This window comes from Streptomyces sp. ISL-66, from assembly GCF_018614135.1.
Taxonomy (GTDB): domain Bacteria; phylum Actinomycetota; class Actinomycetes; order Streptomycetales; family Streptomycetaceae; genus Streptomyces.
The window spans coordinates 1-24,628 of sequence record NZ_JAGGOW010000105.1; the positions used below are offsets into that span (position 1 = coordinate 1).

Here is a 24,628-nt window from a genome sequence, read left to right on the forward strand (position 1 = left end):
ACCACGCCGCGGCGCGCGCGTCCGCCGCGCCCGGCTCGAAGGGCTGGCCCGGTACCGGCAGGGCGATCGCCGCCCCGGCCCGCGCCGCCGCGGCCACCGTGCCCTCGCCCGGCTCGTCCCACGGGTGCGGGGCCAGGTTGAAGGTGCCCCAGTGGATCGGCAGCATCGTGCCGTGCGGCAGCCCGCCCTGGAGGTCGAGGTGGGCGAGCATGCCCTCCTCGGGAGTCATGTGGATGTCCGGCCAGTACTCCGAGTAGGCCCCGATCTGGATCATCGTGGCGTCGAACGGCCCGTGCTCGGCCCCGATCTCCCCGAACCCCGGGAAGTAGCCCGTGTCACCGCTGTGGAAGACCCGGTGCTCGTCGCCCGCGACGACCCAGGACGCCCACAGGGTGAACTGCTGGTTGCGCAGGCCGCGCCCGCAGAAGTGGCGGGCCGGGGTGGCCGTGAGGGAGAGCCCGGCGACCTTGGTGGTCTCGTTCCAGTCGAGTTCGCGCAGGCGGTCCGCCGGGACGCCCCACCGCTCCAGGTGCGCGCCGACGCCGAGCGGGACGGCGAAGACCGTGTCCGTACCGGCCAGGGCCTTGATGGTCGGCAGGTCGAGGTGGTCGTAGTGGTCGTGCGAGATCACCACGACGTCCACCTCGCCCAGCGAGGCCAGGGGTACCGGCACGGGGTGCAGCCGCTTGGGCCCGGCGAAGGGGAAGGGGGAGCACCGCTCGCCCCAGACCGGGTCGAACAGCACCCGGCGCCCGTCGATCTCGGCGAGCACGGTGGAGTGCCCCATCCAGGTCAGCCGCAGGCCGTCGGCCGGCGGCTTCGCCAGCTCGGCGAGCGTCGTCGGGTACACCGGGACGGGGGCGCCGGGGTTGCGCCGGAGCCGCTGCTCCTTGTGGAAGTAGATCTTGGCGAACTCGGCCATCGAACCGGAGGGCCTGGTGCGGGCCCCGACCGGGTTCTGGAACACGCCGTCGGCGAAGTTCGGCGAGCGCCGGATCCGCTCCAGCCGGGCACCGGACGGGTCCGCGCCGAAGGCTTCGGGCCGCAGGGCGCGCAGCCGTGGACGCAGGGGACGGGAGCCGGTCAAAGCGCCTCCTGGGAGGGTTTCGGGCAGGACGTTCTCATGGTGTACACCTTGCGAACGCGTGGCACCCCCAAAGGATTCCATTCCGTGCTCCGGAACGCGCCCCGCCCCGCCCCTGGCCTGGCCCGCAACCCGCCGGCCCCCTGCCCGCCGCCTCTTGCCCCTGCCCCTACAGCGGCAGCAGGTCCGGCCGCTTCGCCTCGACGTGGTCCCCGGAGGACTCCCCGCGCAGCCGCCGTCCGATCCACGGCACCAGGTGGTCGCGGGCCCACTGGATGTTGTCCCGGGTCGTGTCCACCGAGCCGCGCGGGCGCATCGGCGGCCACGGCTGCTCGGGGTCGGCCGGCGTGTCCATGCCGAGCACCTGGGCGGCGCGCAGGGCGACCCGCGTGTGTCCTTCGGGCGACAGGTGCAGCCGGTCGTCGTCCCAGGCCCGCCGGTCCTGTACGGACTTGAGCGACCAGAGGTCGAGCACGGGGCAGTCGTAGCGGTCGGCGATGGAGTGGACGTGCGCGCTGAACGTGGCGATCTTGCCCCGGATGTGCTTGAGGACCGGTACGTCCCGCGTGTCGAAGCCGGTGGTGATCACGACGCGGCCGACCGATCCGGCGAGGTCGCGCACGGCCGCCTCGTACCGTGCGGCCACGTCGTCCGGGTCGCTGCCGGGCCGGATGATGTCGTTGCCGCCCGCGCAGAAGGTCACCAGGTCGGGCGCGAGCTCCTTGGCCCGGGGCACCTGCTCGGCCACGATCTGGTCCAGGAGGCGGCCGCGCACGGCCAGGTTCGCGTACCGGAAGTCGTGCTCGTCGCGCTGGTCGGCCAGGAGTACGGCCAGCCGGTCCGCCCAGCCGAGAAACGTTTCCCCGGGTCCCGGGTCCCCCACGCCTTCGGTGAAGCTGTCCCCGATCGCCGCGTACGAGCCGATGGTCTTGAGTGTCGTAGTCGTCGCTGCCACGGGAGCACATCCTTCACCCCGGGGTGCCACCTACGCGACCGTAGCCACCGGTTGACACACCGTGATCTTCACCACCGTGGCCCGGGGAATAGGAGCACGTGGGGCCGGGACCCCGCTCGGGCCCCGGCCTCACGCACGTACGCGGTCCCGCGGCGGCCGCACCGCCGCGGGACCCCGGCTCACCGGATTCAGATGCTGACGCCCTTCGAGCGAAGGTAGGCCAGCGGGTCGATGTCCGAGCCGTACGAGGGCCCCGTGCGGATCTCGAAGTGGAGGTGCGGGCCGGTCACGTTGCCGGTGGCGCCGGAGAGGCCGATGGTCTGCCCGCCGCTGACGCTCTGGCCGGTCGAGACCGACAGCTGGGAGAGGTGGCCGTACTGGCTGTACTTGCCGTCGGCGTGCCGGATGACCACCTCGTTGCCGTACGCGCCGCCCCATCCGGCCGAGACGACGGTGCCCGCGCCGACGGCCCTGACCGTGGTGCCGGTGCTCGCGATGAAGTCGACTCCCGTGTGGTAACCGCTGGACCACATGGCGCCGGAGGCCCGGTAGGCGGTGGACACGCCGCCGCCGACGGGGGCGACGAAGCCGCCGGAGGCGGGGGCTGCCTGCTGCTGGGCGGGGGCCTCGGGCGCGGGCGCGACCGGAGCCTCGGCTCCGCCCTCGGACGGGGAACCGCCGGACGCGCCGTCGTCGGAGAAGGACTCCTCGTCGGAAGCGCCGTCGGAGGAAGCGTCACGGACCGAGGCCTGAGAAGCGCCGGAGCCGGAGGAAGCGGACTCATCGGCCGGCTCCGGCGTCTCGGCCGACGCGGCCGGGGCGGCGCCCTTCGCGCCGAGCGTCAGCTTGAGGCCCGGGTGGATCAGCGACGGATTGGAGCCCACGGCCTCGCGGTTGTCCTCGTAGAGCCGCTCCCAGCCACCGCTGAGGTGCTGCCGCTGCGCGATCTTGGACAGGTAGTCCCCCGGCACGACCGTGTAGACCGTCGGTGCGGCCTGCACGGCCGACCGCGCGGCGGCGGGGGCGGCTTGGAGGGCGGCGGGCACCTGCGGGGCCTGCGGCGTACGGACCTGCGCGGTGACGGGAGCGGCGCTCGGCGCACCGGCCGCCTGGGCGCCGGTGGCCCCGAGCAGCGGGAGCGCGAGGGCCGCGCCACCGGTGCCGGCGACGGCGAAGCCGCGGGATATGGAGCGGGACTTGGGACGGCGGTGCTTACCCGTTGCAGGCATGGCGAATTTCCTCTCCGGCGCCGGCGAGGTGAGCTGTCGGGTTCGGACTGGAGATGTCCGGCCATGGCCGGTGCCGGTCAACGGCACCTGTACGGCTTCACCCCGAGCTGTCCCGTTTCGAAGATCCCGAAAGGGATCCGGAACAGCGGCTTACCTGGTTCCCCCGCTCCTGCCGCGCGTGATTAGTCGGGTGCGGTTTCCGGTCGGCGGCAGGATTAGGCGGTCCGTCCGGATCGATCGCGAACGTAATGGAGTCCGGCCGGACAGAACAAGTCATGAATTCCCCAATAAAATCTTGGGGATGACGGGCCGCCGGAATTCCGGTCACCCTCCGTCCATTCCCCACCTTCAACAACCGCTCCGGCAAGGCAATTCGGTATTCGTGATCAGGCACTCAGGGTCACCGTATGATCTGGCTCACGGGGAGGTGTCCGATCTCGCCTCTCGCTAGGGCAAGTTGTTCCAATCACCGTAATTCGGACACCCTCGACGACGACACGGAGGAGCCCCTGTGACCCAGCAGATACCCAAGCGCCCGAGAACGGAGCCGGCACTGTCCGGCGTGCGCAACTTCCGCGACGTGGGCGGGCTGCCGACCGCGGACGGCCGAAGGGTCAAGTCGGGACTACTGTTCCGAAGCGGACATCTCGCACATGCCACCGAAAGCGACGCGGAGTTCCTCGGCTCGCTCGGACTGCACACCGTGTTCGACTTCCGCAACGGCGCCGACCACGCGCTCGAGGGCCCCGACGTGGATCTTCCCGGCGTGCTGAACGTCAACATCCCGCTGTCGGACCCGGCCGACGGCCGGGAGTTCTGGAGGTTGGTCCGCGAGGGGGAACTCGCCCAGCTCCACGAGCTCCTGGGCGACGGCAAGGCCGCCGCGCGCATGTCCCATTCGTACCGCGGGATCATCAGGACCCGCACCGCCGAGCACAGCCGCGTCGTGCACGCCCTCGCCGAGGAGAGTGTCCCGGCCCTCATGCACTGCGCCGCCGGCAAGGACCGGGCCGGCCTGTCGATCGCCGTCACCCTGCTCGCGCTGGGCGTGGAACGCGACGCGATCGTCACCGACTACCTGGAGTCGAACGCCGCGCACAACCGCTACCGGGTCCGCCGCAGCAGCGACGCGGCCGAGGCCCGCACCCCCGAGGTGATGGCGCTGCTCGCCCCGCTCTTCGACGCCCGCGCCGAGTACCTGACCGCGGCCTTCGAGACGATCGACGAGGAGTGGGGCGGGGTGGAGCGCTACCTCGGCGAGGGTCTCGGGCTCGCGCCCGAGACCCTCGACCGGCTGCGCGACCGGCTGCTGGACTGATGCCCGCCGGTGCGGCGGGCCGTCGCACCGAACCGCCTCAGCGGTTCGCGACGGCCTGCCGCACCAGCGTCCTGCCGAAGTCCCACATCAGCGCGCCCCCGCCGTGCGCCTCGTCCATGACCTCGCGGAAGGCTCCGACGAAGCGGTCCACGTCCGCCTCGTCGACGATCAGCGGCGGGATCAGCTTGATCACTTCCAGGTGGTCCCCGGAGACCTGTGTGAGGATCCGGTGCTTCTGCAGCAGCGGCACCACGACCATCTGCGCGAACAGGCCCTTGCGGGCCGCCTGCAGCATGGTCCACCGGCTCCGCAGCCCCAGCGAGGACGGCCGGCCGAACTCGATGCCGATCATCAGCCCGCGCCCGCGTACCTCGTGGAGCAGTTCGTACGTGTCCACGAGCGCGGCGAGCCGGGCGCGCAGCAGATCGCCCATGGCGCGGGCGCGGGCCACCAGCTGCTCGTCCTCCATGACGGAGAGGACCGCGAGCCCGGCCGCCATCGCCTGCGCGTTGGAGCCGAAGCTGGCGGAGTGCACGAGCACCCGGTCCATGGACGAGTAGACCTTCTTGAAGATCCAGTCCTTGCCCAGGGTCGCGCCGACCGGCACGTAGCCGCCGCTGAGAGCCTTGGCCACGCACACCAGGTCCGGCTCCACGCCGGCCTCGTGCTGGTAGGCGTAGAAGTCCCCGGTGCGGCCGAGGCCGGTCTGTACCTCGTCGGCGATCAGCAGCGCCTTGTGGCGGTGCAGGAGCTCCTGGGCGGCGAGCAGGAAGCCGGGAGGCGGGGCGAGCACCCCCTTGCCCTGGATCGGTTCGACGACGAAGGCCGCCACGTCCCCCTTCCTCAGTTCCCGCTCCAGGGCGGCCAGATCGCCGAGCGCGATCTTGGTGTCGGGCAGCAGCGGCGCGAAGCCGTCCCGGAAGCCTTGCTCCCCGTTCACCGAGAGCGAGCCGGTGGTCAGCCCGTGGAAGGCGTGGTCGCAGTAGAGGACCCTGGGCCGCCCGGTGGCGTACCGGGCGAACTTCAGGGCGGTCTCCACCGCCTCGGTTCCGCTGTTGCCGAAGAAGACCCGCTCCAGGTGCGGGCTGTAGGAGAGCAGCTTCTCCGCGAGCAGTCCGGGCAGCGGCTGGCAGTCGAAGCGGGTGAGGTCGGCGAGCTGCGCGTCCAGGACGTCGTGCAGGGCCCGCTTGACCACCGGGTGGTGCCGGCCGAGCCCCATCACCCCGAACCCGGCCAGCATGTCGAGGTAGTCGTTGCCCTCGGCGTCCCAGAAGTGGGCGCCCTCGGCCCGCTCGTAGACCTTGTCGAAGCCGATGGTGTGCAGCATCCGGGGCAGCTGGTGGTTGAGGTGACGGGCGTGCAGCTCGTACCGTTCCGCTCCGCGCTCGGCCAGCAGGGCACCGAGATCGAAGCCCTTCACCGGTCGTCCCCGCCCGTCCTGCCCCGCCCGGCCCCCGCTCATGCCGACTTGTCCCGGTTCCCGCCCACGGTCTCGCGGGCCGCCCTCAGGGTCTCCTTGAGCGATCCCATGGTGGCGAGGACGGCGGTGGGCTCGTACCCGCAGTGCGCCATGCAGTTCTCACAGCGCGGGTCCTTCCCGCGGCCGTACTTGCTCCAGTCGGTGTCCTCGACCAGTTCCCGGTACGAAGGCACGTAGCCGTCGCTCATCAGATAGCAGGGGCGCTGCCAGCCGAAGAGGGAGTAATTCGGAATGGCCCATGCGGTGCAGGGGAAATCGACTTTGCCTTCGAGGAAGTCCAGGAAGAGCGGGGAGTGGTTGAGCCGCCAGCGGCGCCGGTTGCCGCCCGCGAAGGCCTTCTTGAAGAGTTCTCGCGTCTGTTCGACGCCGAGGAAGTGCTCCTGGTCGGGGGCCTTCTCATAGGCGTAGGCGGGCGAGATCATCATTTCGTCGACCTGAAGGTCGTCGTTGAGGTAGTTGAGGACCTCGATGACGTTCTGCGGGGTGTCGGTGTTGAAAAACGTGGAGTTGGTGGTGACGCGGAACCCGCGCTTCTTCGCCTCCTTGATGGCCTCGACCGCCTCGTCGAAGACGCCTTCCTTCGCCACCGACTCGTCGTGGCGCTCGCGCAGTCCGTCGATGTGGACGGCGAAGGCGAAGTAGGGGGAAGGGGTGAACTTCTCGATCTTCTTGCGCAGCAGCATCGCGTTGGTGCAGAGGAAGACGTATTTCCGCTTCGCCACCAGCTGGCGCACGATCTCGTCGATCTGCGGGTGCATCAGGGGTTCGCCGCCGGCGATGGACACCATCGGCGCACCGGATTCCAGCACGGCCCCGACGGCCTGGGCCACGGGCATGCGCTGCTTCAGCACCCCGGCCGGGTGCTGGATCTTCCCGCAGCCCTCACATGCGAGGTTGCAGGCGTAGAGCGGTTCCAGCTCGACGATCAGCGGGAACTTCTCACGCTTGCGGAGCTTCTGTTCGAGCAGATAAGTCCCGACCCTGATGGTCTGTCGCAGTGGCATTGCCATCTGGCTCACCTCCTGGGGAGCAGCAAAGAACGGTGCCAGTCATAAAACGCGGGCAGTACGGCACGCAGGACGCGAAAGGCCGATATTCCCCCCCGAACAGTGCCGATACGGACGAGCTCATGCTCCGGAGCGTCCACGATCACCCGGACGGCCGCAACCGGACGCTCCGTGCCGTCCGCCACGCTCCCCTCCCGGCTCGCCGTCCACAAGGTGGCCGCTGATTCCATGTCGACCCCGATGGCCCCGGTGGCGCGCAGCCGCGCGCGCTCCTGGCCCCGGACGACGTGGTCGGATCCGGTCAGCGCACCGAGGTGGACGGTCCGGCCGGGTACGGCCCGGGCCAGCGCCTCGGCGAGCAGGGCGGTACCTGCGCAGGCGACCGTGCCGCGCGGGTCCCGGGTCTCGTCGGCGACGATCAGGTCGCCGGGGTTCATGCCGGGCAGCAGCCCGGCGCAGAATCCGGTGGCGAGCACCGCCGCCCCGCGCATTCCGGGCCCGGCCAGGGCCCTGGCGACGGCGCGTTCGGCCGCGCGGGGGCCCATACCGGTGCGCAGGACCTCGTACCGCTCGGGCGCGCCCGAGCCGTGGCCGCCGCGCAGGGCCGCCCGCTCGATGCGCAGCGCGCAGGCGATCAGCAGCGGCACGTGGGGGCCGGCCGCCGCTGCGGCTGTGTGGCCCGCTCCGGGGCCGGGCCCGGGGTCCGGGCACATCAGGCGTCCCCGGCAACCGGGAACAGGCCGGGAGCCGCGTACCGGCCGTCGGGGCCGAACGGTTCTCCGTGCAGGTAGCGGCCGAGCGCGGTGAGCGGGAACACCTGCCGGTACAGGTGGTAGTTGATGGAGAAGTCCCAGGGGAAGCCGGTCCCCGTGAAGTACGGCTCGTCCCAGGTGCCGTCCTCGCGCTGGGTCCCGACGAGGTACCCGATCCCCCGCCGGACCGCGCCGCCCTCGCGCTCCCCCGCCGACAGCAGGGCCATCAGCGCCCACGCCGTCTGCGAGGCGGTGGAGGCGCCCTTCCCGGCCCAGGACGGGTCCTTGTAGGAGCGCTGGTCCTCGCCCCATCCGCCGTCCTCGTTCTGTACGGATTCCAGCCAGGCCACGGCCCGCCGGATCGCGGGGTGCGAGGGCGAGAAGCCGGCGGCGGTCAGGGCCGGGACCACCGAGCCGGTCCCGTAGACGTAGTTGGTGCCCCAGCGGCCGAACCAGCCGCCGTTCGGCTCCTGTTCGGCGAGCAGCCAGGCGATCGCGCGCCGGGTGCGCGCGTCGCCCGCCTTGCCCTCGACGGCGAGCATCTCGACGACGTGGGCGGTGACGTCAGCCGAGGGCGGGTCGATGACCTCGCCGAAGTCGCAGAAGGGCAGCCGGTTGGGGAGGGGGCTGGTGTTGTCGGCGTCGAAGGCGCCCCAGGCGCCGTTCTTCGACTGCATGCCGAGGTTCCAGGACACGCCGCGGGCGATGGCCCCCTCGACGCGCGCCGGGTCGGGGTGTTTGACGCGGCGCAGCGCGAGGACGACTTCGGCGGTGTCGTCGATGTCGGGGTAGTTGTCGTTGTGGAACTCGAACGCCCAGCCGCCCGGGGCCAGTCCGGGTCGGCGCACGGCCCAGTCGCCGGTGCGGACGATCTCCTCGCCGAGCATCCAGTCGGCGGCCTTGACCAGGGCCGGGTGGTCGGGACGCAGCCCCGCGTCGGCCAGTGCGATGGCGGCCAGGCAGGTGTCCCACACCGGGGACTGGCAGGCCTCGATCATGCGGGAGCCGTCCGCGCGCCAGACGGCGAAGCGGTCCAGGGATTCCAGTCCGGCGCGCATCACCGGGTGCTGGAGGTCGTAGCCGAGCAGGTGCAGGGCGATGATGGAGTACACGGCGGGCGGCTGGATCCCGCCCCAGCAGCCGTCGTTCTCCTGGCGTTCCACGATCCAGCGGCCGGCGCTCGTCATGGCCGCCTTGCGCAGCGCGCGCGGGGCGAACCGGCGGTAGACGTGCAGGGCCTTGTCCATCCGCTGGAAGGCGCCGCCCCAACTGGTCACGGGGGCCAGCCGCTTGGCCGGGTACGGGTTCCGCGCGTCGGCGTGCAGTTCGTCCAGCGCGAAGGGGGCCGGGCGGACCGGGCGCAGTGCGGAGACCACGGTGAGCGGGACGATGGTCTGACGGGCCCAGCAGCCGAAGTCGTAGATGTTCAGAGGCACCCAGGGCGGCAGGAAGACCAGCTCGGGCGGGAGTTCGGGCAGGTGGTCCCAGCTCCACCAGCCGAACAGGGCCAGCCAGATGCGGGTGAAGACGCGGGCGGCGGCGATCCCGCCGTGGGCCCGGATCCACGCGGAGGCGCGGGTCATGTGCGGGGCGTCGGGCGCGTCCCCGGCCAGGCGCAGGGCCAGGTAGGCCTCGATGGTGGCGGACAGGTCGCTGGGGCCGCCGTGGAAGGTGGCCCAGGTGCCGTCGCTCCGCTGCTCGCCGCGGATGAACAGGCCGGCGGCCCGGGTGGTGGCCTCGTCGCGGATCCCGAGGAACTGCCTCAGCAGCAGGTCCTCGGCGTCCATGGTGACGTTGGTCTCCAGGTCGCCCTTCCACCAGCCGGCCTCGTCCTGCCGGTCGAGCAGGTTGCGCACGGCGCGTGCGGTGGCATCGTGGACGCCGGGCGGCCCTTCGGCCGCACTGTCGTCCGGGTGGTCGGCGCCGCGTGCATCGGCTCCGCCGTCGGTCGTCGCTGTCATGGCTTCCCCTTTGCGTGCAGTGTCCTCTGCTGTCCTGGGGTGTGCCGTCGGCCGGTACTACTGGCAGGCAGTACCGGCCGGCGACTCGCGATTCATATCTGTGAGCGGGTGGCGGTCACCTCTTGCGCACGACGACGAAGTCGGCGAGGGCCACCAGCTGGTCACGCACCCGCTGGCCCATGTCCACGTCGTCGAGGGCCTTGATCGCCACGGCGTGCTGGCGGCGCGCCTCGTCGGCGGTCCACTGGCGGCCGCCGGCGGCCTCGATGAGCGCGGCGCGGGCCGCGAACTCCTCCTCGGAGAAGTTCTCGAAGTCGTTGCTCTTGGCGTCGGCCGCGAGCAGTTCGGCCAGTTCCTCGCAGGCAGGTCCGCCGGCCGCGAGGGCGGCGACGACGGGCAGCGACTTCTTGCGCTGGCGCAGGTCGCTCCAGGTCTGCTTGCCGGTGGACTCCGGGTCGCCCCAGATGCCGAGGAGGTCGTCGACGGCCTGGAAGGCGAGGCCGAGGTGGTAGCCGTACTCCTCCAGCTTGTCGGCCGTGCGGTCGTCCGCGCCGCCGAGCACGGCGCCGATGGAGACCGCGCAGGCGAGCAGGGCGCCGGTCTTGTTGCCCTCCATCTCCAGGCACTCCTCGACGCTGACGCGCTCGCGGTGCTCGTAGGAGATGTCCTGCGCCTGGCCGTCGATGAGCTTGCGCGAGGCGGTGGTCAGGCGCATCGCCGCACGGCCGGCCTCGACCGTGCCGAGCTCCAGGAGCACCTCGTTGGCGAGGGCGAACAGGGCGTCGCCGACGAGGATCGCGAGGGCCGGTCCGTGGACCTTCCACACCGTGTCGCGGTGGCGGCGCTGTTCGTCGCCGTCCATGAGGTCGTCGTGGAGCAGCGAGAAGTTGTGCACGAGCTCGACCGCCACGGCTCCCGGGATGCCCACTTCGGCCGCGGCGCCCGCGGCTTCGGCGGAGAGCAGCGCGAGGGCGGGGCGGACGGCCTTGCCGCCGTCGCCGTCCGCCGGGTTGCCCAGCGCGTCGATCCAGCCGAAGTGGTAGGCGGCGACGGTGTCCATGGGTGCGGCGAGCCGGTCCACGGCAGCGCGGAGCACGGGCGTCGAGAGCGTGCGGCCGCGCTCGAGGAGGGCGAGCGTGTCCGCCTTCTCCCCGCCGGCCGGGCCCGTACTGGCGTCCGTGTTCTCGACGGCCGGATTCCCCGGGTTCACTGGCTCTCCTCTGGTTCCTGTACGTACTGCGGTGCGTGCTGCGGTGCTGCGTGCTGTGGTGCTGCGTGCTGCCGTGTGGCCGGTGCTGTCGGCCGCGGTGGTGCCGGTGGTGCCGGTGGTGCCGGTCGTGGTCATGCCGCCTCCTGCAAGGGGTGTTCGCGGTGGCGGCCCAGCATCGCGAGTGCGGCATGAGCCGCGCTCAGTCCGCTGCGGACGGCGCTCTCCATGGTCGCGGGCCAACCGGTCGCGGTCCACGCACCGGCGAGGTAGAGCCCCGGCGTGTCGGTCCGCGCGCCGGGCCGCAGGCGTCCGACGCCGGGGGTGGGGGCGAAGGTCGCGGTGCGCTCGCGGGTGACGAAGAAGTCCCGTACCTTGGCGCCGCGCGCGGCGGGCAGCAGCCGTTCCAGTTCGGGCAGGTACTTCGAGCGCAGCACGGAGACGGGTTCGTCGATGTCCTCGTGGGCGACGGACTGGGACAGGGCCAAGTACTGGCCGCCGTCGGGGAGTCCGGAGGAGTCGGTGCGGTCGAAGACCCACTGGACCGGGGAGCCGAGGGCCGCGAAGAACGGCTGCTTGAGCACCTTGCGGTCGTAGACGACGTGCACGTTGAGGATGGGCGCGGTGCCGATGTCCAGGAGCTTGTCCGGGTCGGCGAGGGCGCCGGGGGGCAGCAGCCCGTGCGCCTCGCGCTGCGGGACGGCGAGGACCACGACGGCGGCGTCCAGGGACTCGCCTTCCGTGGTAACCCGCCAGCCGCCTTCCGCGGTGCGGGAGATGTCCGTGACCCGGGTGCGCAGTTCGGTCCGTACGCCGGCCGCGTCGAGGGCCTTGCGGGCGAGCGTGTCGTGCAGGTCGCCGAGGGGTACGCGGGCCCAGCCGATGTCGGCCGCGCCGTTCTCGGAGAGCAGGCCGGTCTTGAAGACCATGGCGGCCAGGCCGAGCGAGGACTGTTCGGCCGTCGCGTTGAGGGTGGCGATGCCGACGAGGTCCCACAGCGCTTCGATGGTGCGCGGGGACTGTCCGTAGCGGCCGAGCCAGGTGGCGAAGTCCAGCCCGTCGAGCGCCGGGTCGGCGGGGTCGAGGCGGCGCAGCGCGAGGGCGGCGCGTCCGACGCTCGCCCGCTCGGCGAGCGAGAGGTGCGGGTAGCGGGCAAGGGACCAGGCCAGGTGCAGGGGGACGGGCAGGGCGCTGCGGCGCAGCCGGCCCAGGCGCGGTCCGCCGGGGTGGGCCACGTCGAGCACGGGTACGTCGAGGCGGTCCTGGAGGGGCGCCAGGTCGGTGCCGTCGATCCGGTCGAGGAACCACCGGTAGGCGGTGCAGCAGCGCAGGTACACGTGCTGACCGTTGTCCACGGTGAGGTCGCCGCGCTTGAAGGAGAAGGCGAGGCCGCCGAGCCGGGGCCGGCCTTCCAGCAGGGTCACCCGCAGTCCCGCGTCGGCGAGTTCCAGCGCGGTGGTGACGCCTGCGAGTCCGCCGCCGACTACCACGGCGTGGTGGGCGGTCATCCGTCCTCCTCCTCGGTCACCGCGAGGACAGGTGTCACCGCGACGGACGCGGCCACCGTGCGCGGGGTTGCTCCGCTCCGCCGCGCGGACGTGCCCGGCCCGGCCGGCCGTCCGCCCGCCGCCATCAGAGCCGCCGCCTGGTGCTCTGGCGCGTGATGGTCCGCGCGTCGAGTCCGGACAGCCCGCGGACGGCCACGTACGCCTTCTCGTGCGGCGGCAGCGAGACGCGGCCGCGGAGCACGGCCTCGGGCTCGCGCTCGATGCGGTCCAGGAGGCGGCGGTAGATGCCGGCCATGGCCGCGACGCAGGCGCCGCTGCGCCGGTCGAGCAGGGGCAGCAGCCGGTAGCCGTCGACGAACAGGGCGCGGGCGCGCCGGACTTCGTGGTGGACCAGCCCGGCGAAGTCGGAGCCGGCGGGCATCCGCTCGCTGTGGAACCCCTCGGAGCAGCCGAACTTGGCGAGATCCTCGGTGGGCAGGTAGGTGCGCCCGTTGGCCGCGTCCTCGCGGACGTCCCGGAGGATGTTGGTGAGTTGCAGCGCGAGGCCGAGGGTGTCGGCGTACTCCCCGGCCCGGGCCGCGTCGTGCGCGCCCGGGGCGGTGCCGAACACGCCGAGCGAGAGCCGGCCGATGGCTCCGGCCACGCAGCGGCAGTAGACCTTCAGTTCGTCCCAGGTCTCGTACTCCTGGCCGCGCACGTCCATCAGGACGCCGTCGATGAGCTCGTCGAGCCCTTCGAGCGGGATCGGGAAGCGGCGGGCGGCGTGGGCGAGGGCGACGGCGACCGGGTCGGTGTCGTCCTCGTCGACCTTCTCGGCGCGGATCCGGCCGAGCAGGGCGCGGGTCTCCTCCAGCCGGGCCAGCTTGACCCCGGGGGGCAGCGTGCCGTCGCCGATGTCGTCGACCCGCCGGGAGAAGGCGTAGAGCGCGGACATCGCCTGCCGCTTGTCGACGGGCAGCAGCCGGATGCCGTAGGCGAAGTTGCGCGCCTGCGCGCCGGTGACGGCCTCGCAGTAGCTGTAGGCCGCCGAAATCGGCGCGGACATTGCGGACGGAGCGCCGGGTGCGGACGCGTGTGTGGGGCCCTCCACGGTCGGGCTCACCCCTTTCTCGGCGCTGTGCGCAGGACGGCGGCCACCTCGCGGAGCAGGCCGCTCTTGGTGGGCTTGGGGGGGCCGGGGAGTACGTCGAAGCCGGCGGCGGTGACGGCGCGCAGGGCGGCGCGCCCGCCTCCGACGAAGCCGGCGAGCAGCAGCCTGAGCCTTCCGTGGACACTGCCCACGAGCGGCGTGCCCTCGTCCAGGAGGTCCCGGGCGCGCTCGGTCTCGAAGGCGATGAGGGAGCGTACGGACGCTCCGGCGGACGGAGCCGCGAGGTCGGCCTCGCTCACGTGGAACCGGCGCATGTCCTGGGCCGGGAGGTAGATCCGGTCCCGGCCGAGGTCCTCCGCGACGTCCTGGAGGTGTTCGGCGATCTGCAGGGCGGTGCAGACGGCGTCGGAGCGGCGGATCCGCTCGGGGGTGCTGGTGCCGGTGAGCTGGAGGACGAGGCGCCCGACCGGGTTCGCGGAGAGCTCGCAGTAGCCGAGGAGGTCCCCGTACGTCTCGTAGCGCGCGGTCCGCTGGTCCTGGCGGTTGGCCTCGATGAGCCCGAGGAAGGGCTCGGGAGTGAGCGCGTGGGTGCGTACGACGGGCCGCAGGGCCAGCATCAGGGGGTGGCGCGGGGGGCCGTCGGTGCCGCCGAAGACGCGTCGCAGGTCGGCCTCGAAGGCGTCGAGCACGGCGAGCCGGTCGTCCGCGGCGGCCGGGTCGACGCCGAGGAGGGCGGCGTCGCGGCCGCCGGGGGCGAGGTCTCCGTCGCCGATGTCGTCGACCAGGCGGGCGTAGCCGTAGACCGCCATCAGGCCCTCGCGCCAGGCGCGGGGCAGGAAGGCGGGGGCGACGGGGAAGTTTTCGTGGCGGGCCTTGGCGAGGGTGGCATCCGCTTCGGCTCCGCGGGTGCCCGGCGGGAGGGGGGCTTCGCGGATCTCGTGCGGCCGGGGACTGGTGCCGTGCGCCCCGGTCACCGCCCGCCGCCCGTGGCGGGAACGGCCGTCGTGCCTGGGGGCCGGAGAATTCCCGTAGCCATTGCCGTCACATCTCCCGTTCTACACTGCCGACCCAATACATCCGATTTCGGACACGCCCCGGATTTCCCCCGTGTCGGCCCAGGCCATTCACCTGTGGGGAATCGTCCCCTCTTGCCCGCGATTGAGGACTGGCCCAGCTTACGCTGTACAACGCCGGGACGGCTCTAGGGGTATTCGATTCCCCGCTGATGTCGCCCCCGCGGTGATCGTGCGTGCCGGGGCATGCGGCGGCCCCCGCCGCTCTGCGCTGCGGGGGCCTTCGGTGAGGGTCGGTCAGCTGGTCGCCTTCTCGTACGCCCGGACGACTTCCTCGGTGGGGCCGTCCATCAGGAGTTCGCCGCGCTCCAGCCACAGCACCCGGTCGCAGGTGTCACGGATGGACTTGTTGTTGTGGCTCACCAGGAAAACGGTTCCGGCGCTCTTGCGCAGTTCCCGGATGCGCGCCTCGGAACGCACCTGGAACTTCCGGTCTCCGGTGGCGAGCGCCTCGTCGATCATCAGGACGTCGTGGTCCTTCGCCGCCGCGATGGAGAAGCGCAGGCGCGCGGCCATGCCGGAGGAGTAGGTGCGCATCGGCAGCGAGATGAAGTCGCCCTTCTCGTTGATGCCCGAGAAGTCGACGATGCTCTCGTAGCGCTCCTTGATCTGCTCGCGGGTCATGCCCATCGCGAGACCGCCGAGGACCACGTTGCGCTCGCCGGTGAGGTCGTTCATCAGCGCCGCGTTCACGCCCAGCAGCGAGGGCTGGCCGTCGGTGTAGACCTTGCCCGACTCGCAGGGCAGCAGCCCGGCGATGGCGCGCAGCAGGGTCGACTTGCCCGAGCCGTTGGAGCCGATGACGCCGATGGCCTCGCCGCGGTACGCGGTGAAGGAGACCCCGCGCACGGCGTGGACGCGGCGGACACCCGGCGCGTCCCCCTTGCCCCGGCGGACTATCTTGTTCAGCGCCGCCGTGGCGCTGCCCTTGCCGGAGCTGCCGGTGTTGACCCGGTAGACGATGTGCACGTCGTCGGCGATGACGGTGGGGACGTGCCCCCGGTTGGTCTCAGCCACGGCCGTAACGCTCCTCAGCCTTCCAGAAGTACACGAAACCGCCGAGGCCGATCAGGACCGCCCAGCCGACGGCGAAGGCCCAGACGTGCGGCGGGAGGTTCTCCCGGCCGTACGAGTCGATGAGCGCGTAGCGGACCAGGTCCATGTAGATGGCGGCCGGGTTCCACTGGAGCACGTCCGCGATCCACGCGGGCTTGCCCTTGAGCATCTCGCCGATCGAGAACATGACGCCGGAGGCGTACATCCACGTACGCGTCACGAACGGCATGAGCTGCGCGAGGTCGGGCGTCTTGGACCCCATCCGGCCGAAGACCAGGGCGAGGCCGGTGTTGAAGGCGAACTGGAGGACCAGCGCCGGGAGCACCAGCAGCCAGGAGAGCCTGGGGTGGTTCCCGAAGGCGATCGTGACCACGAACACGACGATCATCGAGAACATCAGCTGCTGGAGCTGCTGGAGCGAGAAGGAGATCGGCAGGGAGGCGCGCGGGAAGTGCAGCGCGCGGACCAGGCCGATGTTCCCCGGGATGGCCCGGACACCCGCCATGAGCGAGCTCTGGGTGAAGGTGAAGACGAAGATGCCGATCACCAGGAAGGGGATGTAGTCGTCCTTGGCGATGCCCTTGCTGGCGCCCAGGATCAGGCCGAAGATCAGGTAGTAGACCAGCGCGTTGAGCAGGGGGGTCGCCACCTGCCAGATCTGGCCGAGCTTCGCCTGGCTGTACTGCGCCACCAGCTTGGCCCGGGAGAACGCGATGATGAAGTGGCGTCGGTCCCACAGCTGGCGCACGTATTCGGCCAGACCCGGCCGGGCGCCGCTGACGGACAGGCCGTACTTCCTGGCGAGCTCCGCGGGGCTCAGCCCGGCGTCGTCGGACGGCGGCTTGCTCGTGGCGAGGGCGCCGTCCTGGGTTGTGTCACTCACAAGATGAAACTTTCCGTCTTCATGATGCGGCAGAAGGTGGCATCGGGCCTGAGGCATTCGGATCGTGATCGCGCCATGTTCTCAGACGCGAGCGGGTCAGATGACAGGCGGTCGGCCCAGCCGGGTCAGTCGCCAGACCGTACGCCACTTCATGGGGCGCCGGGGACCGCAGGAGGTGGTCCACCCCTCCTTGAACCCGCCGAACCAGGCCTTGAGGGCCGGCGCGGACGGCCTGCGCAGGAGCGTCAGCAGGAGCCAGACGCCCACGTAGACCGGGACCAGCGGGGCCGGGAGGTTGCGGCGGGCCAGCCACACCCGGTTGCGGGCCACCATACGGTGGTAGACCGCGTGCCGGGACGGGGCCGTGGTGGGGTGCAGCAGCACCATGTCCGCCCGGTAGTCGATCTGCCAGCCGGCGTCGAGCGCCCGCCAGGCCAGATCGGTTTCCTCGTGGGCGTAGAAGAACTCCCCCGGCAGGTCTCCGACCTGCTCGAACACCTTCGTGCGGACGGCGTTGGCGCCGCCCAGGAAGGTGGTCACGCGCGAGGAGCGCATGGGGTCGGAGGCACGCAGCCGCGGGACGTGCCGGCGCTGGGTCTCGCCGGTCTGCGGATCGGCGATCCGGAAACTGACGATCCCGAGCTCCGGGTCCTCGGCGAAGGCCTGCCGGCACAGTTCGGCGGTGTCGGTGCGCTCGAGGAGCCCGTCGTCGTCGAGGAAGAGCAGGGCGTCCACCTCGCGGCCGCCGGGCCCGAAGGCCTCGATGCCGACGTTGCGCCCGCCCGGGATGCCCACGTTCTCGGGCAGCTCGACGGTGCGCACGCCCTCGGGCAGCCCGGTGAGCCGCACTCCCTGGCCCACGACGGCCACCTCGACCGGGTCGCCGTCCTGCCGGGCGACCGAGTCGAGGAGGGCCTTGAGCTCGTCGGGCCGGTTGCCCATGGTGATGATGACGGCGCCCAGCCGCATCGGCGTCGTCACTTGAGCCTGCTGGAGGCCAGGATCGACACCAGGTGCAGCACGCTCTGGAGCAGCGCGATGCCGGCCAGCACGGCGACGCCGAGCCGGGAGAAGAACAGGTCGCCCCGGGCGGAGTCGAGGACGGCCAGCAGCACGATGAGCATCGAAGCCTCGATGCCGAGCACCAGCCGGTGGAACTTCAGCGCGGCGGCCGCCTTGCGGGCGAGCGCCATGCCGGAGGAGCGCGGCTCGGCCGCGGCTTCCTTGACGGGCGGCAGCCCCCCCTGGTGCCGGGCCACGCCGACCAGGTCGGTCTCGGCCTTGATCAGGATCGCGCCGAGCGCCGCGAGGGTGCCCAGGAACGCCCACAGCCAGTCGATCCGCCCGGTGCCCCACAGGTCCGAGGCGCGCAGGCCGAAGCCGACGAGGACCGCCGCGTCGCACAGGTAGGCGCCGACCCGGTCCAGGTAGACCCCGGAGAGCGAGAACTGCTTCTTCCAGCGGGCCACCTCCCCGTCGACGCAGTCGAGCAGCAGGTAGAGCTGCACCATCACGAAGCCGAGGACGGCCCCCCAGATGCCGGGCACCAGCAGGGCCGGGGCCGCGAGGACACCGGCGAGGGTCATCACGTAGGTCAGCTGGTTGGGCGTGACCTTGGTGTTGACCAGGACGCGGGTGATGCGCAGGGAGATCTCGCGCATGTAGAGGCGCCCGCCCCAGTGCTCGCCGCTGCGCCTGTCCTTGACGCCCGGGGGGTGAACCACGGGCCGGAGTTCAGCTACGGATGGTCTTGGCATAGTCGGCGTAAGCGTCCCTGATCTCGGCTGCGGACAAGTTGAGGTGCTCCAGGATCGTGAAACGTCCCGGACGGGTTTGGGGGGCGTAATCGACGGCCGCGACGAACTCGTCCACGCTGAACCCGATCTCCTCGGGCAGCACGGGCAGTCCGTGGCCGCGCAGCACCTGGACGAAGAGCCCGGAGTGCTCGGCGGCGCCGCGCAGGTGCATCGCGAAGGCGGCGCCGATGCCGACCTGCTCGCCGTGGAGCGCGGAGCGCCCGGGGTAGAGGAGGTCGAAGGCGTGGCTGATCTCGTGGCAGGCGCCGGACGACGGGCGGGTGTCCCCGCTGATCGACATGGCGATGCCGGAGAGGACGAGCGCTTCGGACAGCACGGTGAGGAACTCGTCGTCGCCGACGCGGCCGGGGTGGCGCAGTACGGACTCGCCGGCGGTACGGGCCATGGCGGCGGCCAGGCCGTCGACGGGCTCGTCGTTGAGGCGGTGCGAGAGCTCCCAGTCGGCGACGGCCGAGATGTTGGAGATCGCGTCGCCGATGCCGGCGCGGACGAACCGTGCCGGGGCCTCCTTGATGACGTCGAGGTCGATGACCATCGCGATCGGCATGGGGACCCCGTAGGACCCCCGGCCGTTGTCGTTGTCCAGGATCGACACCGGCGAGCAGATGCCGTCGTGGGAGAGGTTGGTGGCGACGGCCACCATGGGCAGCCCGACCCGCGCCGCGGCGTACTTCGCCACGTCGATGATCTTTCCGCCGCCGAGGCCGACGACGGCGTCGTAGCGACGGCCCTTTATGTCGTCGGCCAGTTTGACCGCTGAATCGATGGTGCCGTCCACGACCGGGTACCAGTCCGCGTGCGGCAGGACGGGTTCCAGCTTGGTGCGCAGCACCTGGCCGGAGCCCCCGCTGATCGCGATGGCGAGCTTTCCGGACGCGGAGATGCGCTGGTCGGCCAGGAGGCCGGCCAGGTCGTCCATCGCCCCTCGGCTGATGTCGACGACAACGGGCGAGGGGATCAGCCGCGTCAGTACAGGCATGCGATCGTCCGGCCCTTGGCGAGGTCGTCGTGGTTGTCGATCTCGACCCACTTGACGTCGCCGATGGGAGCCACGTCGATGGTGAAGCCGTCGTTGACGAGCTGCTGGTAGCCGTCCTCGTAGTAGAGGTCGGGGTCGCGCTCGAAGGTGGTCTTCAGGGCCTCGGCCAGCGCTTCGGCGGCCTCCGGCTCGATGAGGGTGACGCCGATGTACTCGCCGGTCGCGGTGGCCGGCTCCATCAGCTTGGTGATGCGCCGGACACCCTTGTCGCCGTCGGTGATGACCTTCATCTCCTCGTCGGCCAGCTGCTTGACTGTGTCGAGGGCGAGGATGATCTTCCGGCCGTCGCCGCGGGCGGCGAGCAGGGTCTTCTCGACGGAGACCGGGTGGACGGTGTCGCCGTTGGCGAGGATCACGCCCTGCCGCAGGACGTCACGGGCGCACCACAGGGAGTAGGCGTTGTTCCACTCCTCGGCCTTGTCGTTGTCGATCAGCGTGATCTTGACGCCGTACTTGGCCTCGAGGGCCTCCCGGCGCTCGTACACGGCTTCCTTGCGGTAGCCGACGACGATGGCGACCTCGGTGAGGCCGACCTCGGCGAAGTTGCCGAGCGTCAGGTCGAGGACCGTGATGCTCTCCTCGTCGCCTTCGGGGCCGACGGGCACGAGGGCCTTGGGCAGGGTGTCGGTGTAGGGACGCAGGCGGCGTCCGGCACCGGCAGCGAGGACGAGGCCGATCATGCTGGTTCTCCTTCGTCATGTACGGCGGGTGCCCCGGAGGAGACCCAGAAGCGGATGCTCTCCGCGAGCACCACGAGTGCCACGAACACGGCCATGGCCGTGAGCGCGACGGGGAAGCCGGTGGCGTGCGAGGCCAGGACGGAGGCCAGGACCGCGGTCAGCAGCACCCGGCCCTCGTGCCCGCCGGTCGTCCGCACCAGCCAGTGCGGGGGCGCGCCGGTGCCACCGCGGATGCGGTACACCGTGTCGTAGTGATGGTAGGCGACCGCCGCGACCAGTCCGAATGCCGCCGGAAGGGCTCCGGGCACGTCCGCCTTGGCGGCGAGCACCAGTACGGTGACGTACTCGGCCGCCCGGAACAGCGGCGGGATCAGCCAGTCCAGGGCGCCCTTGAGGGGTGCGGCGACGGCCAGGCCGGCCGCGACGGCGTAGATCACCGCGACGGCGATCAGCCGGGGGTCGCCGAACGGCAGGTACAGGGCCGCGCCGATCAGCAGCAGCGCGCCCAGGGCCGCGACGTACACGGATCCGAAGGACCCGGCGCGGCCGCGCAGCAGCCGGGCCTGGAGCTCGGCGAGCGGACCGGAGTCCGCGAGGTCCGCGAGCGCCCCGGCCGCGCGGTCGGTGCGCGTGGCCCTGCGGGTCAGCGAGCGCAGGACCCGGCCGGCCGTGGTGTAGAGGGCGCCGAAGGCGCAGCCGACGAGCAGGGCGTAGAAGACGATCCGGGGGGTGGTCGCGGCGGTCAGCACCGCGATCATGGCCCAGCGCTCGCCGATCGGCAGGATGATCATCCGCCGGACCCAGACCGTCCAGCCGACGCTGTCGAGCCGGCCGGAGAGGGCCGCGGTCGGGCTCGTGTTGGCGGTGGCGTCGTGGTTGGCCTCGTTGAAGGCGAAGTCCACGACGTGCCGGCAGGTCATGAGGATCATGGACCCGAGGGCCAGGGCCCAGACGTCGTCGCCGTTCCTCGCCGCGCCGAGCGCGAGGCCCGCGTAGAAGGAGTACTCCTTCGCGCGATCGAAGGTCGCGTCGAGCCAGGCGCCCATCGTCGAGTACTGGAGCGAGTAGCGGGCGACCTGCCCGTCCACGCAGTCGAGTACGAAGGAGACGAGGAGCAGCACACCGGCCGCGACGTAGCCGCCGCGCTCGCCGGTGGCGGCGCAGCCGGCCGCTGTCAGCGCGGTGATCAGGGAGGCGGTCGTGATCTGGTTCGGGGTCAGGCCGCGGCGCGCGCACCAGCGGGCGATGTAGCGCGAGTACGGGCTGATGAAGAAGGTGGTGAAGAACCCGTCGCGGGATTTCACGGCGGTGCGCAGCCGGACGGCCTCGCCGTCCACGGCGGCCACGGCGGCGGTCGCGGCCGCGCGCTCGGCGGCGGTCCGGGGGACGGCGGCCACGAGGGTGCCGAGCTCCGGGCGCTGGACGGCCGTGCCGGCGGCCTCGACGTCGGCGGCGAGCCGGTCGGCGTACGGGCCGGCGGGCTCACGGGGCTCGGCGGGGAGTTCGAGGGCCCGCTCCGCCGCCCGGTCGAGGGCCGCGCGGGCGCCAGGCTGGACCGCGAAGGCGCCGGTGACGGCGCAGGCCTCGAACCGCGGGTCGGTCAGCGCGAGCCGCAGTGCGTGCGCGTGCCCCACGAAGGCGCCGTCCACGACGGCCACCCGCTGGTCGGCGGGTACGAGGGCCAGCGCGGCGGCGGTCTCCCGCGGGGTGGCGGCGGGGCGGACGTCGAAGCCGAGGGAGCTCAGCTCGTCGGCGAGCGCTGATCCGGGCACCGGCGGGCCGGTAAGGATGACGGTCGGCAGACGAACTCACTCCTTGCGCTAACACGGAATGCGCGCCAAAGGGTGGCGGCACGTCGGCAGAGGCTATCGGATGAACGGAAGCCGGGATTCACCACCCGTTTACGCCCCGATGAGCCGAAGAACGCAGGCCCGTGGGTCCTGTCGCGATCATCATTGACGAGAACTCCGGGGGACTCAAACCGCCTCGGCGCCAAGATGTTCGCAGACGCGTACGAGTATGGTTCATGCGTCTGATATCGCTTCACATCGGGATAAATGAGGACGAGGTGGGCTCACGGCCGTCGCGCAAATCGCGGCCATGGGTGGCGACGAACCGAGGCCCGAGCCCGGTGGCTCGACGGCCGCGTACGCCCGGTCCCCGTCAAGGCGGACAGGGGCGACCTCGCCCGTCCGGATGGTTCCCGTGACGCCCGGGCGCACGCGTCGGCTTCCCGGCCGGTCCGCCCCCCTCCGTCGCTTATCACGCGACGGGGGGCAGACATGCGCGGATCGCCGAAGTGGGGACAAACCTCTTCTGTACGGCAGACTGAAGGCCGAAGTCCGAAGCGAAGGATGGGTATGCCGACCACACCAGCCACCGCCGCGAACGGCGCGACCACCGGTACCGGCACTCAAGAACCGATCATGCTCGAACTGGTCGACGAGTCCGGCAACACCATCGGCACGGCGGAGAAGCTCTCCGCCCACCAGGCGCCCGGTCAGCTGCACCGGGCGTTCTCCGTGTTCCTCTTCGACGAGAAGGGCCGGCTGCTGCTCCAGCAGCGCGCCCTCGGGAAGTACCACTCGCCCGGAGTCTGGTCGAACACGTGTTGCGGTCACCCCTACCCCGGAGAGTCGCCGTTCGCGGCCGCCGCCCGGCGGACCCACGAGGAGCTGGGGCTGTCGCCCTCGCTGCTCGCCGAGGCGGGGACGGTGCGCTACAACCATCCGGACCCGGCGTCGGGGCTGGTCGAGCAGGAGTACAACCACCTGTTCGTGGGACTCGCGCAGTCGACGCTGCGGCCGGATCCGGAGGAGATCGCGGACACCGGCTTCGTGACCGCCGAGGAGCTGGCGAAGCGGCACGCCGAGGAGCCGTTCTCGGCGTGGTTCATGACGGTGCTGGACGCGGCCCGGCCCGCGATCCGCGAGCTGACGGGCGACGCGGCGGGCTGGTAGCCCCCGTACTCCGATACCCCCTACCCCCGCCACCACCCCGGACCCCGTGCGTGCGGCAGTGGGCGCGGCTGTGCGTGCGGCAGTGGGCGCGGCCGTACGGGGTTCAGCCCGCCGGGACCGGCGGGGCGGGCGGTGGGGCGAGCGGCAGGGCCGCCCAGATCACCTTGCCGCCCGTCGAGGTGTGCTCGACGTCGCAGACCCCGCCGGCCTCCAGCGTGATCTCCCGGACGAGGAGCAGCCCCCGGCCGCCGGTCTGGCCGAAATCGGCCTCCAGCGCCTTGGGCCGGTACGGGTGGTTGTCCTCGACCGCCACCCGCACCCACTCCCGGCCGATGGCGACTTCGACCGCGACCTCGGGCGAGAGCAGGGCCGCGTGCCGGACCGAGTTCGTCACCAGTTCGGAGACGATCAGCAGCAGGGAGTAGACGAGGTCCTGGTCGGCCGGCACTCCCTGGCGGCCGAGCAGTTCACGTACCGCGCGGCGGGCCTGCGGAACGGATTCTTCTATTGCGGGAGCGGTGAACCGCCACACTCCCTCGTAGGCGAGGGGAGCAGCCGCGACCTCCGGCTCTCCCCCCATGACTGGCGGGACGCTCCCGCTGACATCCATCTTCCGGCCCCCGTCTTCGCGCTCGATCGTCTCCACACGTCAAGAGTGGGGAGCGGATCGGTCGGGACCGGACCGGTGACCAGAAGTCAGCGGGAATCGGACACTTTTTGACCGTTGGCGTATGACAGGGTCAGTTGTTGGACCGTTCTTGATCTTCCGGCAGGTGCTTCTCGGCCGTCCCGCGCGCCTTGTCCGGTTCACCCGTCGCGGCGTCCGCCGCCACCGGCTCCTCGTCGTCCCTGACCAGACCGAGGATGCGGCGCGCTCCCATGCCCAGCGCGATCAGGCTCAGACCGTCGAACAGCAGCGCGAGCGAGAAGAAGGTTCCGATCACGTACAGACTGTTACCGGGCCAGTTGGAGAGGATCAGCAGGCCCAGCAGGATGCCGAAGGCACCCTGGACCAGGGTCAGCCCGAAATGCGCTCCGCGCACCACGAGCCCGCCGGCCAGCCGGAACACCCCGCCGGTGAGGAAGAGCAGCGCGGCGAACATGGTCAGCGCTTCCGCGCTCGCCTCCGGGCGGCGCAGGATCACGAAGCCGGCCGCCATGTTGATCGCGGCGACGATGACGGCGAGCCAGAAGTAACTGCTCTTGCGGGACTGGAAAGCCTGCAGCAGGCCCACCGCACCGCCGGCCAGCAGCAGCCAGCCGAAGAGGAACATCGTGGTCAGGGTGGCGAAGCCGGTGTAGACGAGGCCCACCAGTCCGGCCAGCACCAGCAGCACCCCGAGCAGGGCCATCACCCCGAAACTGCGGCTGACCTTCTTCTTGTCGCCCTTGCCCTGGGGACCGGTACGGTCCACCCGCTCGGTACGGTCTGCGCCCATGAACGCGCCACCTTTCAGCCCCCGACGGACTCCCCTGCCACTGCGGACCTCTTGATCATAGGTTTGCCGCTCCGAGATAGCATCCGGCGC

At 71.5% G+C, this 24,628-nt stretch carries 22 protein-coding genes and 1 riboswitch; of the genes, 2 read left to right on the top strand and 20 right to left on the bottom strand.

Annotated elements, in window-relative coordinates; all coding sequences use genetic code 11:
- From J7E97_RS20080 to J7E97_RS20090, 3 genes are all read right to left on the bottom strand, one after another.
- Window positions 1-1,087: MBL fold metallo-hydrolase (locus J7E97_RS20080; RefSeq protein WP_215029077.1), on the bottom strand; the 1,087-nt coding region annotated here is incomplete at its 3' end.
- A gap of 166 nt (window positions 1,088-1,253) precedes the next feature.
- Window positions 1,254-2,039 (bottom strand): SGNH/GDSL hydrolase family protein, encoded by a 786-nt coding sequence (locus J7E97_RS20085; protein WP_215029078.1) that lies wholly within the window; start codon window positions 2,037-2,039, stop codon window positions 1,254-1,256.
- Between the two features lie 188 nt (window positions 2,040-2,227).
- Entirely contained in the window at window positions 2,228-3,268 is a 1,041-nt protein-coding gene (locus J7E97_RS20090; RefSeq protein ID WP_215029079.1) for a M23 family metallopeptidase, read from the bottom strand.
- 3 nt (window positions 3,269-3,271) lie between these two features.
- A riboswitch (cyclic di-AMP (ydaO/yuaA leader) is annotated at window positions 3,272-3,467 on the bottom strand.
- A 312-nt stretch (window positions 3,468-3,779) separates the two neighbouring features.
- On the opposite strand from J7E97_RS20090, the gene J7E97_RS20095 reads away from it, so the two are divergent.
- Window positions 3,780-4,586 carry a tyrosine-protein phosphatase gene (locus J7E97_RS20095; RefSeq protein WP_215029080.1) on the top strand — a complete coding sequence of 269 codons (807 nt, stop codon included), beginning with the start codon at window positions 3,780-3,782 and terminating at the stop codon, window positions 4,584-4,586.
- A 37-nt stretch (window positions 4,587-4,623) separates the two neighbouring features.
- Here J7E97_RS20095 and J7E97_RS20100 read toward each other — a convergent pair whose 3' ends face one another.
- The 15 genes from J7E97_RS20100 to J7E97_RS20170 all read right to left on the bottom strand — a co-directional run bounded on the left by J7E97_RS20100 (window position 4,624) and on the right by J7E97_RS20170 (window position 21,941).
- Window positions 4,624-6,048 carry an aspartate aminotransferase family protein gene (locus tag J7E97_RS20100; protein ID WP_215029081.1) on the bottom strand — a complete coding sequence of 475 codons (1,425 nt, stop codon included), beginning with the start codon at window positions 6,046-6,048 and terminating at the stop codon, window positions 4,624-4,626.
- Window positions 6,045-7,076 (bottom strand): adenosyl-hopene transferase HpnH, encoded by a 1,032-nt coding sequence (gene hpnH, locus J7E97_RS20105; protein ID WP_215029082.1) that lies wholly within the window; start codon window positions 7,074-7,076, stop codon window positions 6,045-6,047. The genes J7E97_RS20100 and hpnH overlap by 4 nt, the downstream gene beginning before the upstream one ends.
- Before the next feature lie 5 nt (window positions 7,077-7,081).
- Window positions 7,082-7,786 (bottom strand): 1-hydroxy-2-methyl-2-butenyl 4-diphosphate reductase, encoded by a 705-nt coding sequence (locus J7E97_RS20110; RefSeq protein WP_215029084.1) that lies wholly within the window; start codon window positions 7,784-7,786, stop codon window positions 7,082-7,084.
- A complete protein-coding gene (gene shc, locus J7E97_RS20115) occupies window positions 7,786-9,786 on the bottom strand; it encodes a squalene--hopene cyclase (protein WP_215029086.1) in 2,001 nt (666 codons plus the stop codon). The genes J7E97_RS20110 and shc overlap by 1 nt, the downstream gene beginning before the upstream one ends.
- A 115-nt stretch (window positions 9,787-9,901) precedes the next feature.
- Window positions 9,902-10,996 carry a polyprenyl synthetase family protein gene (locus tag J7E97_RS20120; RefSeq protein ID WP_215029226.1) on the bottom strand — a complete coding sequence of 365 codons (1,095 nt, stop codon included), beginning with the start codon at window positions 10,994-10,996 and terminating at the stop codon, window positions 9,902-9,904.
- Between the two features lie 131 nt (window positions 10,997-11,127).
- Complete coding sequence (hpnE, locus tag J7E97_RS20125) at window positions 11,128-12,501, bottom strand: hydroxysqualene dehydroxylase HpnE (RefSeq protein WP_215029088.1); 1,374 nt, start codon at window positions 12,499-12,501, stop codon at window positions 11,128-11,130.
- A gap of 124 nt (window positions 12,502-12,625) precedes the next feature.
- Window positions 12,626-13,546, bottom strand: a complete 921-nt coding sequence (gene hpnD, locus J7E97_RS20130; RefSeq protein WP_215029091.1) for a presqualene diphosphate synthase HpnD — start codon at window positions 13,544-13,546, stop codon at window positions 12,626-12,628.
- A gap of 53 nt (window positions 13,547-13,599) precedes the next feature.
- A complete protein-coding gene (gene hpnC, locus J7E97_RS20135) occupies window positions 13,600-14,526 on the bottom strand; it encodes a squalene synthase HpnC (RefSeq protein WP_215029229.1) in 927 nt (308 codons plus the stop codon).
- Window positions 14,527-14,901: 375 nt separating this feature from the next.
- The gene (locus J7E97_RS20140) at window positions 14,902-15,681 is read right to left on the bottom strand and encodes an ABC transporter ATP-binding protein (protein ID WP_215029093.1); all 780 of its coding nucleotides are present in this window, start codon (window positions 15,679-15,681) and stop codon (window positions 14,902-14,904) included.
- Window positions 15,674-16,603 (bottom strand): ABC transporter permease, encoded by a 930-nt coding sequence (locus J7E97_RS20145; protein WP_215029096.1) that lies wholly within the window; start codon window positions 16,601-16,603, stop codon window positions 15,674-15,676. The genes J7E97_RS20140 and J7E97_RS20145 overlap by 8 nt, the downstream gene beginning before the upstream one ends.
- Before the next feature lie 96 nt (window positions 16,604-16,699).
- Window positions 16,700-17,572, bottom strand: coding sequence for a glycosyltransferase (locus J7E97_RS20150; RefSeq protein ID WP_251054860.1), 873 nt, complete (start codon window positions 17,570-17,572; stop codon window positions 16,700-16,702).
- Between the two features lie 8 nt (window positions 17,573-17,580).
- Window positions 17,581-18,360, bottom strand: coding sequence for a CDP-alcohol phosphatidyltransferase family protein (locus tag J7E97_RS20155; RefSeq protein ID WP_215029099.1), 780 nt, complete (start codon window positions 18,358-18,360; stop codon window positions 17,581-17,583).
- Window positions 18,338-19,399, bottom strand: a complete 1,062-nt coding sequence (locus J7E97_RS20160) for an iron-containing alcohol dehydrogenase family protein (RefSeq protein ID WP_215029101.1) — start codon at window positions 19,397-19,399, stop codon at window positions 18,338-18,340. Before J7E97_RS20160 ends, J7E97_RS20155 begins: the two co-directional genes overlap by 23 nt.
- Window positions 19,387-20,139 carry a sugar phosphate nucleotidyltransferase gene (locus tag J7E97_RS20165; protein WP_215029105.1) on the bottom strand — a complete coding sequence of 251 codons (753 nt, stop codon included), beginning with the start codon at window positions 20,137-20,139 and terminating at the stop codon, window positions 19,387-19,389. The genes J7E97_RS20160 and J7E97_RS20165 overlap by 13 nt, the downstream gene beginning before the upstream one ends.
- Window positions 20,136-21,941 carry a DUF5941 domain-containing protein gene (locus J7E97_RS20170; protein ID WP_215029231.1) on the bottom strand — a complete coding sequence of 602 codons (1,806 nt, stop codon included), beginning with the start codon at window positions 21,939-21,941 and terminating at the stop codon, window positions 20,136-20,138. The genes J7E97_RS20165 and J7E97_RS20170 overlap by 4 nt, the downstream gene beginning before the upstream one ends.
- A gap of 558 nt (window positions 21,942-22,499) precedes the next feature.
- Between J7E97_RS20170 and idi the strand changes: the two genes are divergently transcribed.
- Window positions 22,500-23,099, top strand: coding sequence for an isopentenyl-diphosphate Delta-isomerase (idi, locus tag J7E97_RS20175; protein WP_215029108.1), 600 nt, complete (start codon window positions 22,500-22,502; stop codon window positions 23,097-23,099).
- Window positions 23,100-23,202: 103 nt separating this feature from the next.
- On the opposite strand, the gene J7E97_RS20180 is transcribed toward idi, so the two are convergent.
- Both J7E97_RS20180 and J7E97_RS20185 read right to left on the bottom strand, forming a co-directional pair.
- Window positions 23,203-23,709 carry an ATP-binding protein gene (locus J7E97_RS20180; protein WP_215029234.1) on the bottom strand — a complete coding sequence of 169 codons (507 nt, stop codon included), beginning with the start codon at window positions 23,707-23,709 and terminating at the stop codon, window positions 23,203-23,205.
- Between the two features lie 130 nt (window positions 23,710-23,839).
- A complete protein-coding gene (locus tag J7E97_RS20185; RefSeq protein ID WP_215029111.1) occupies window positions 23,840-24,538 on the bottom strand; it encodes an HdeD family acid-resistance protein in 699 nt (232 codons plus the stop codon).
- Window positions 24,539-24,628: the final 90 nt, after the last annotated feature.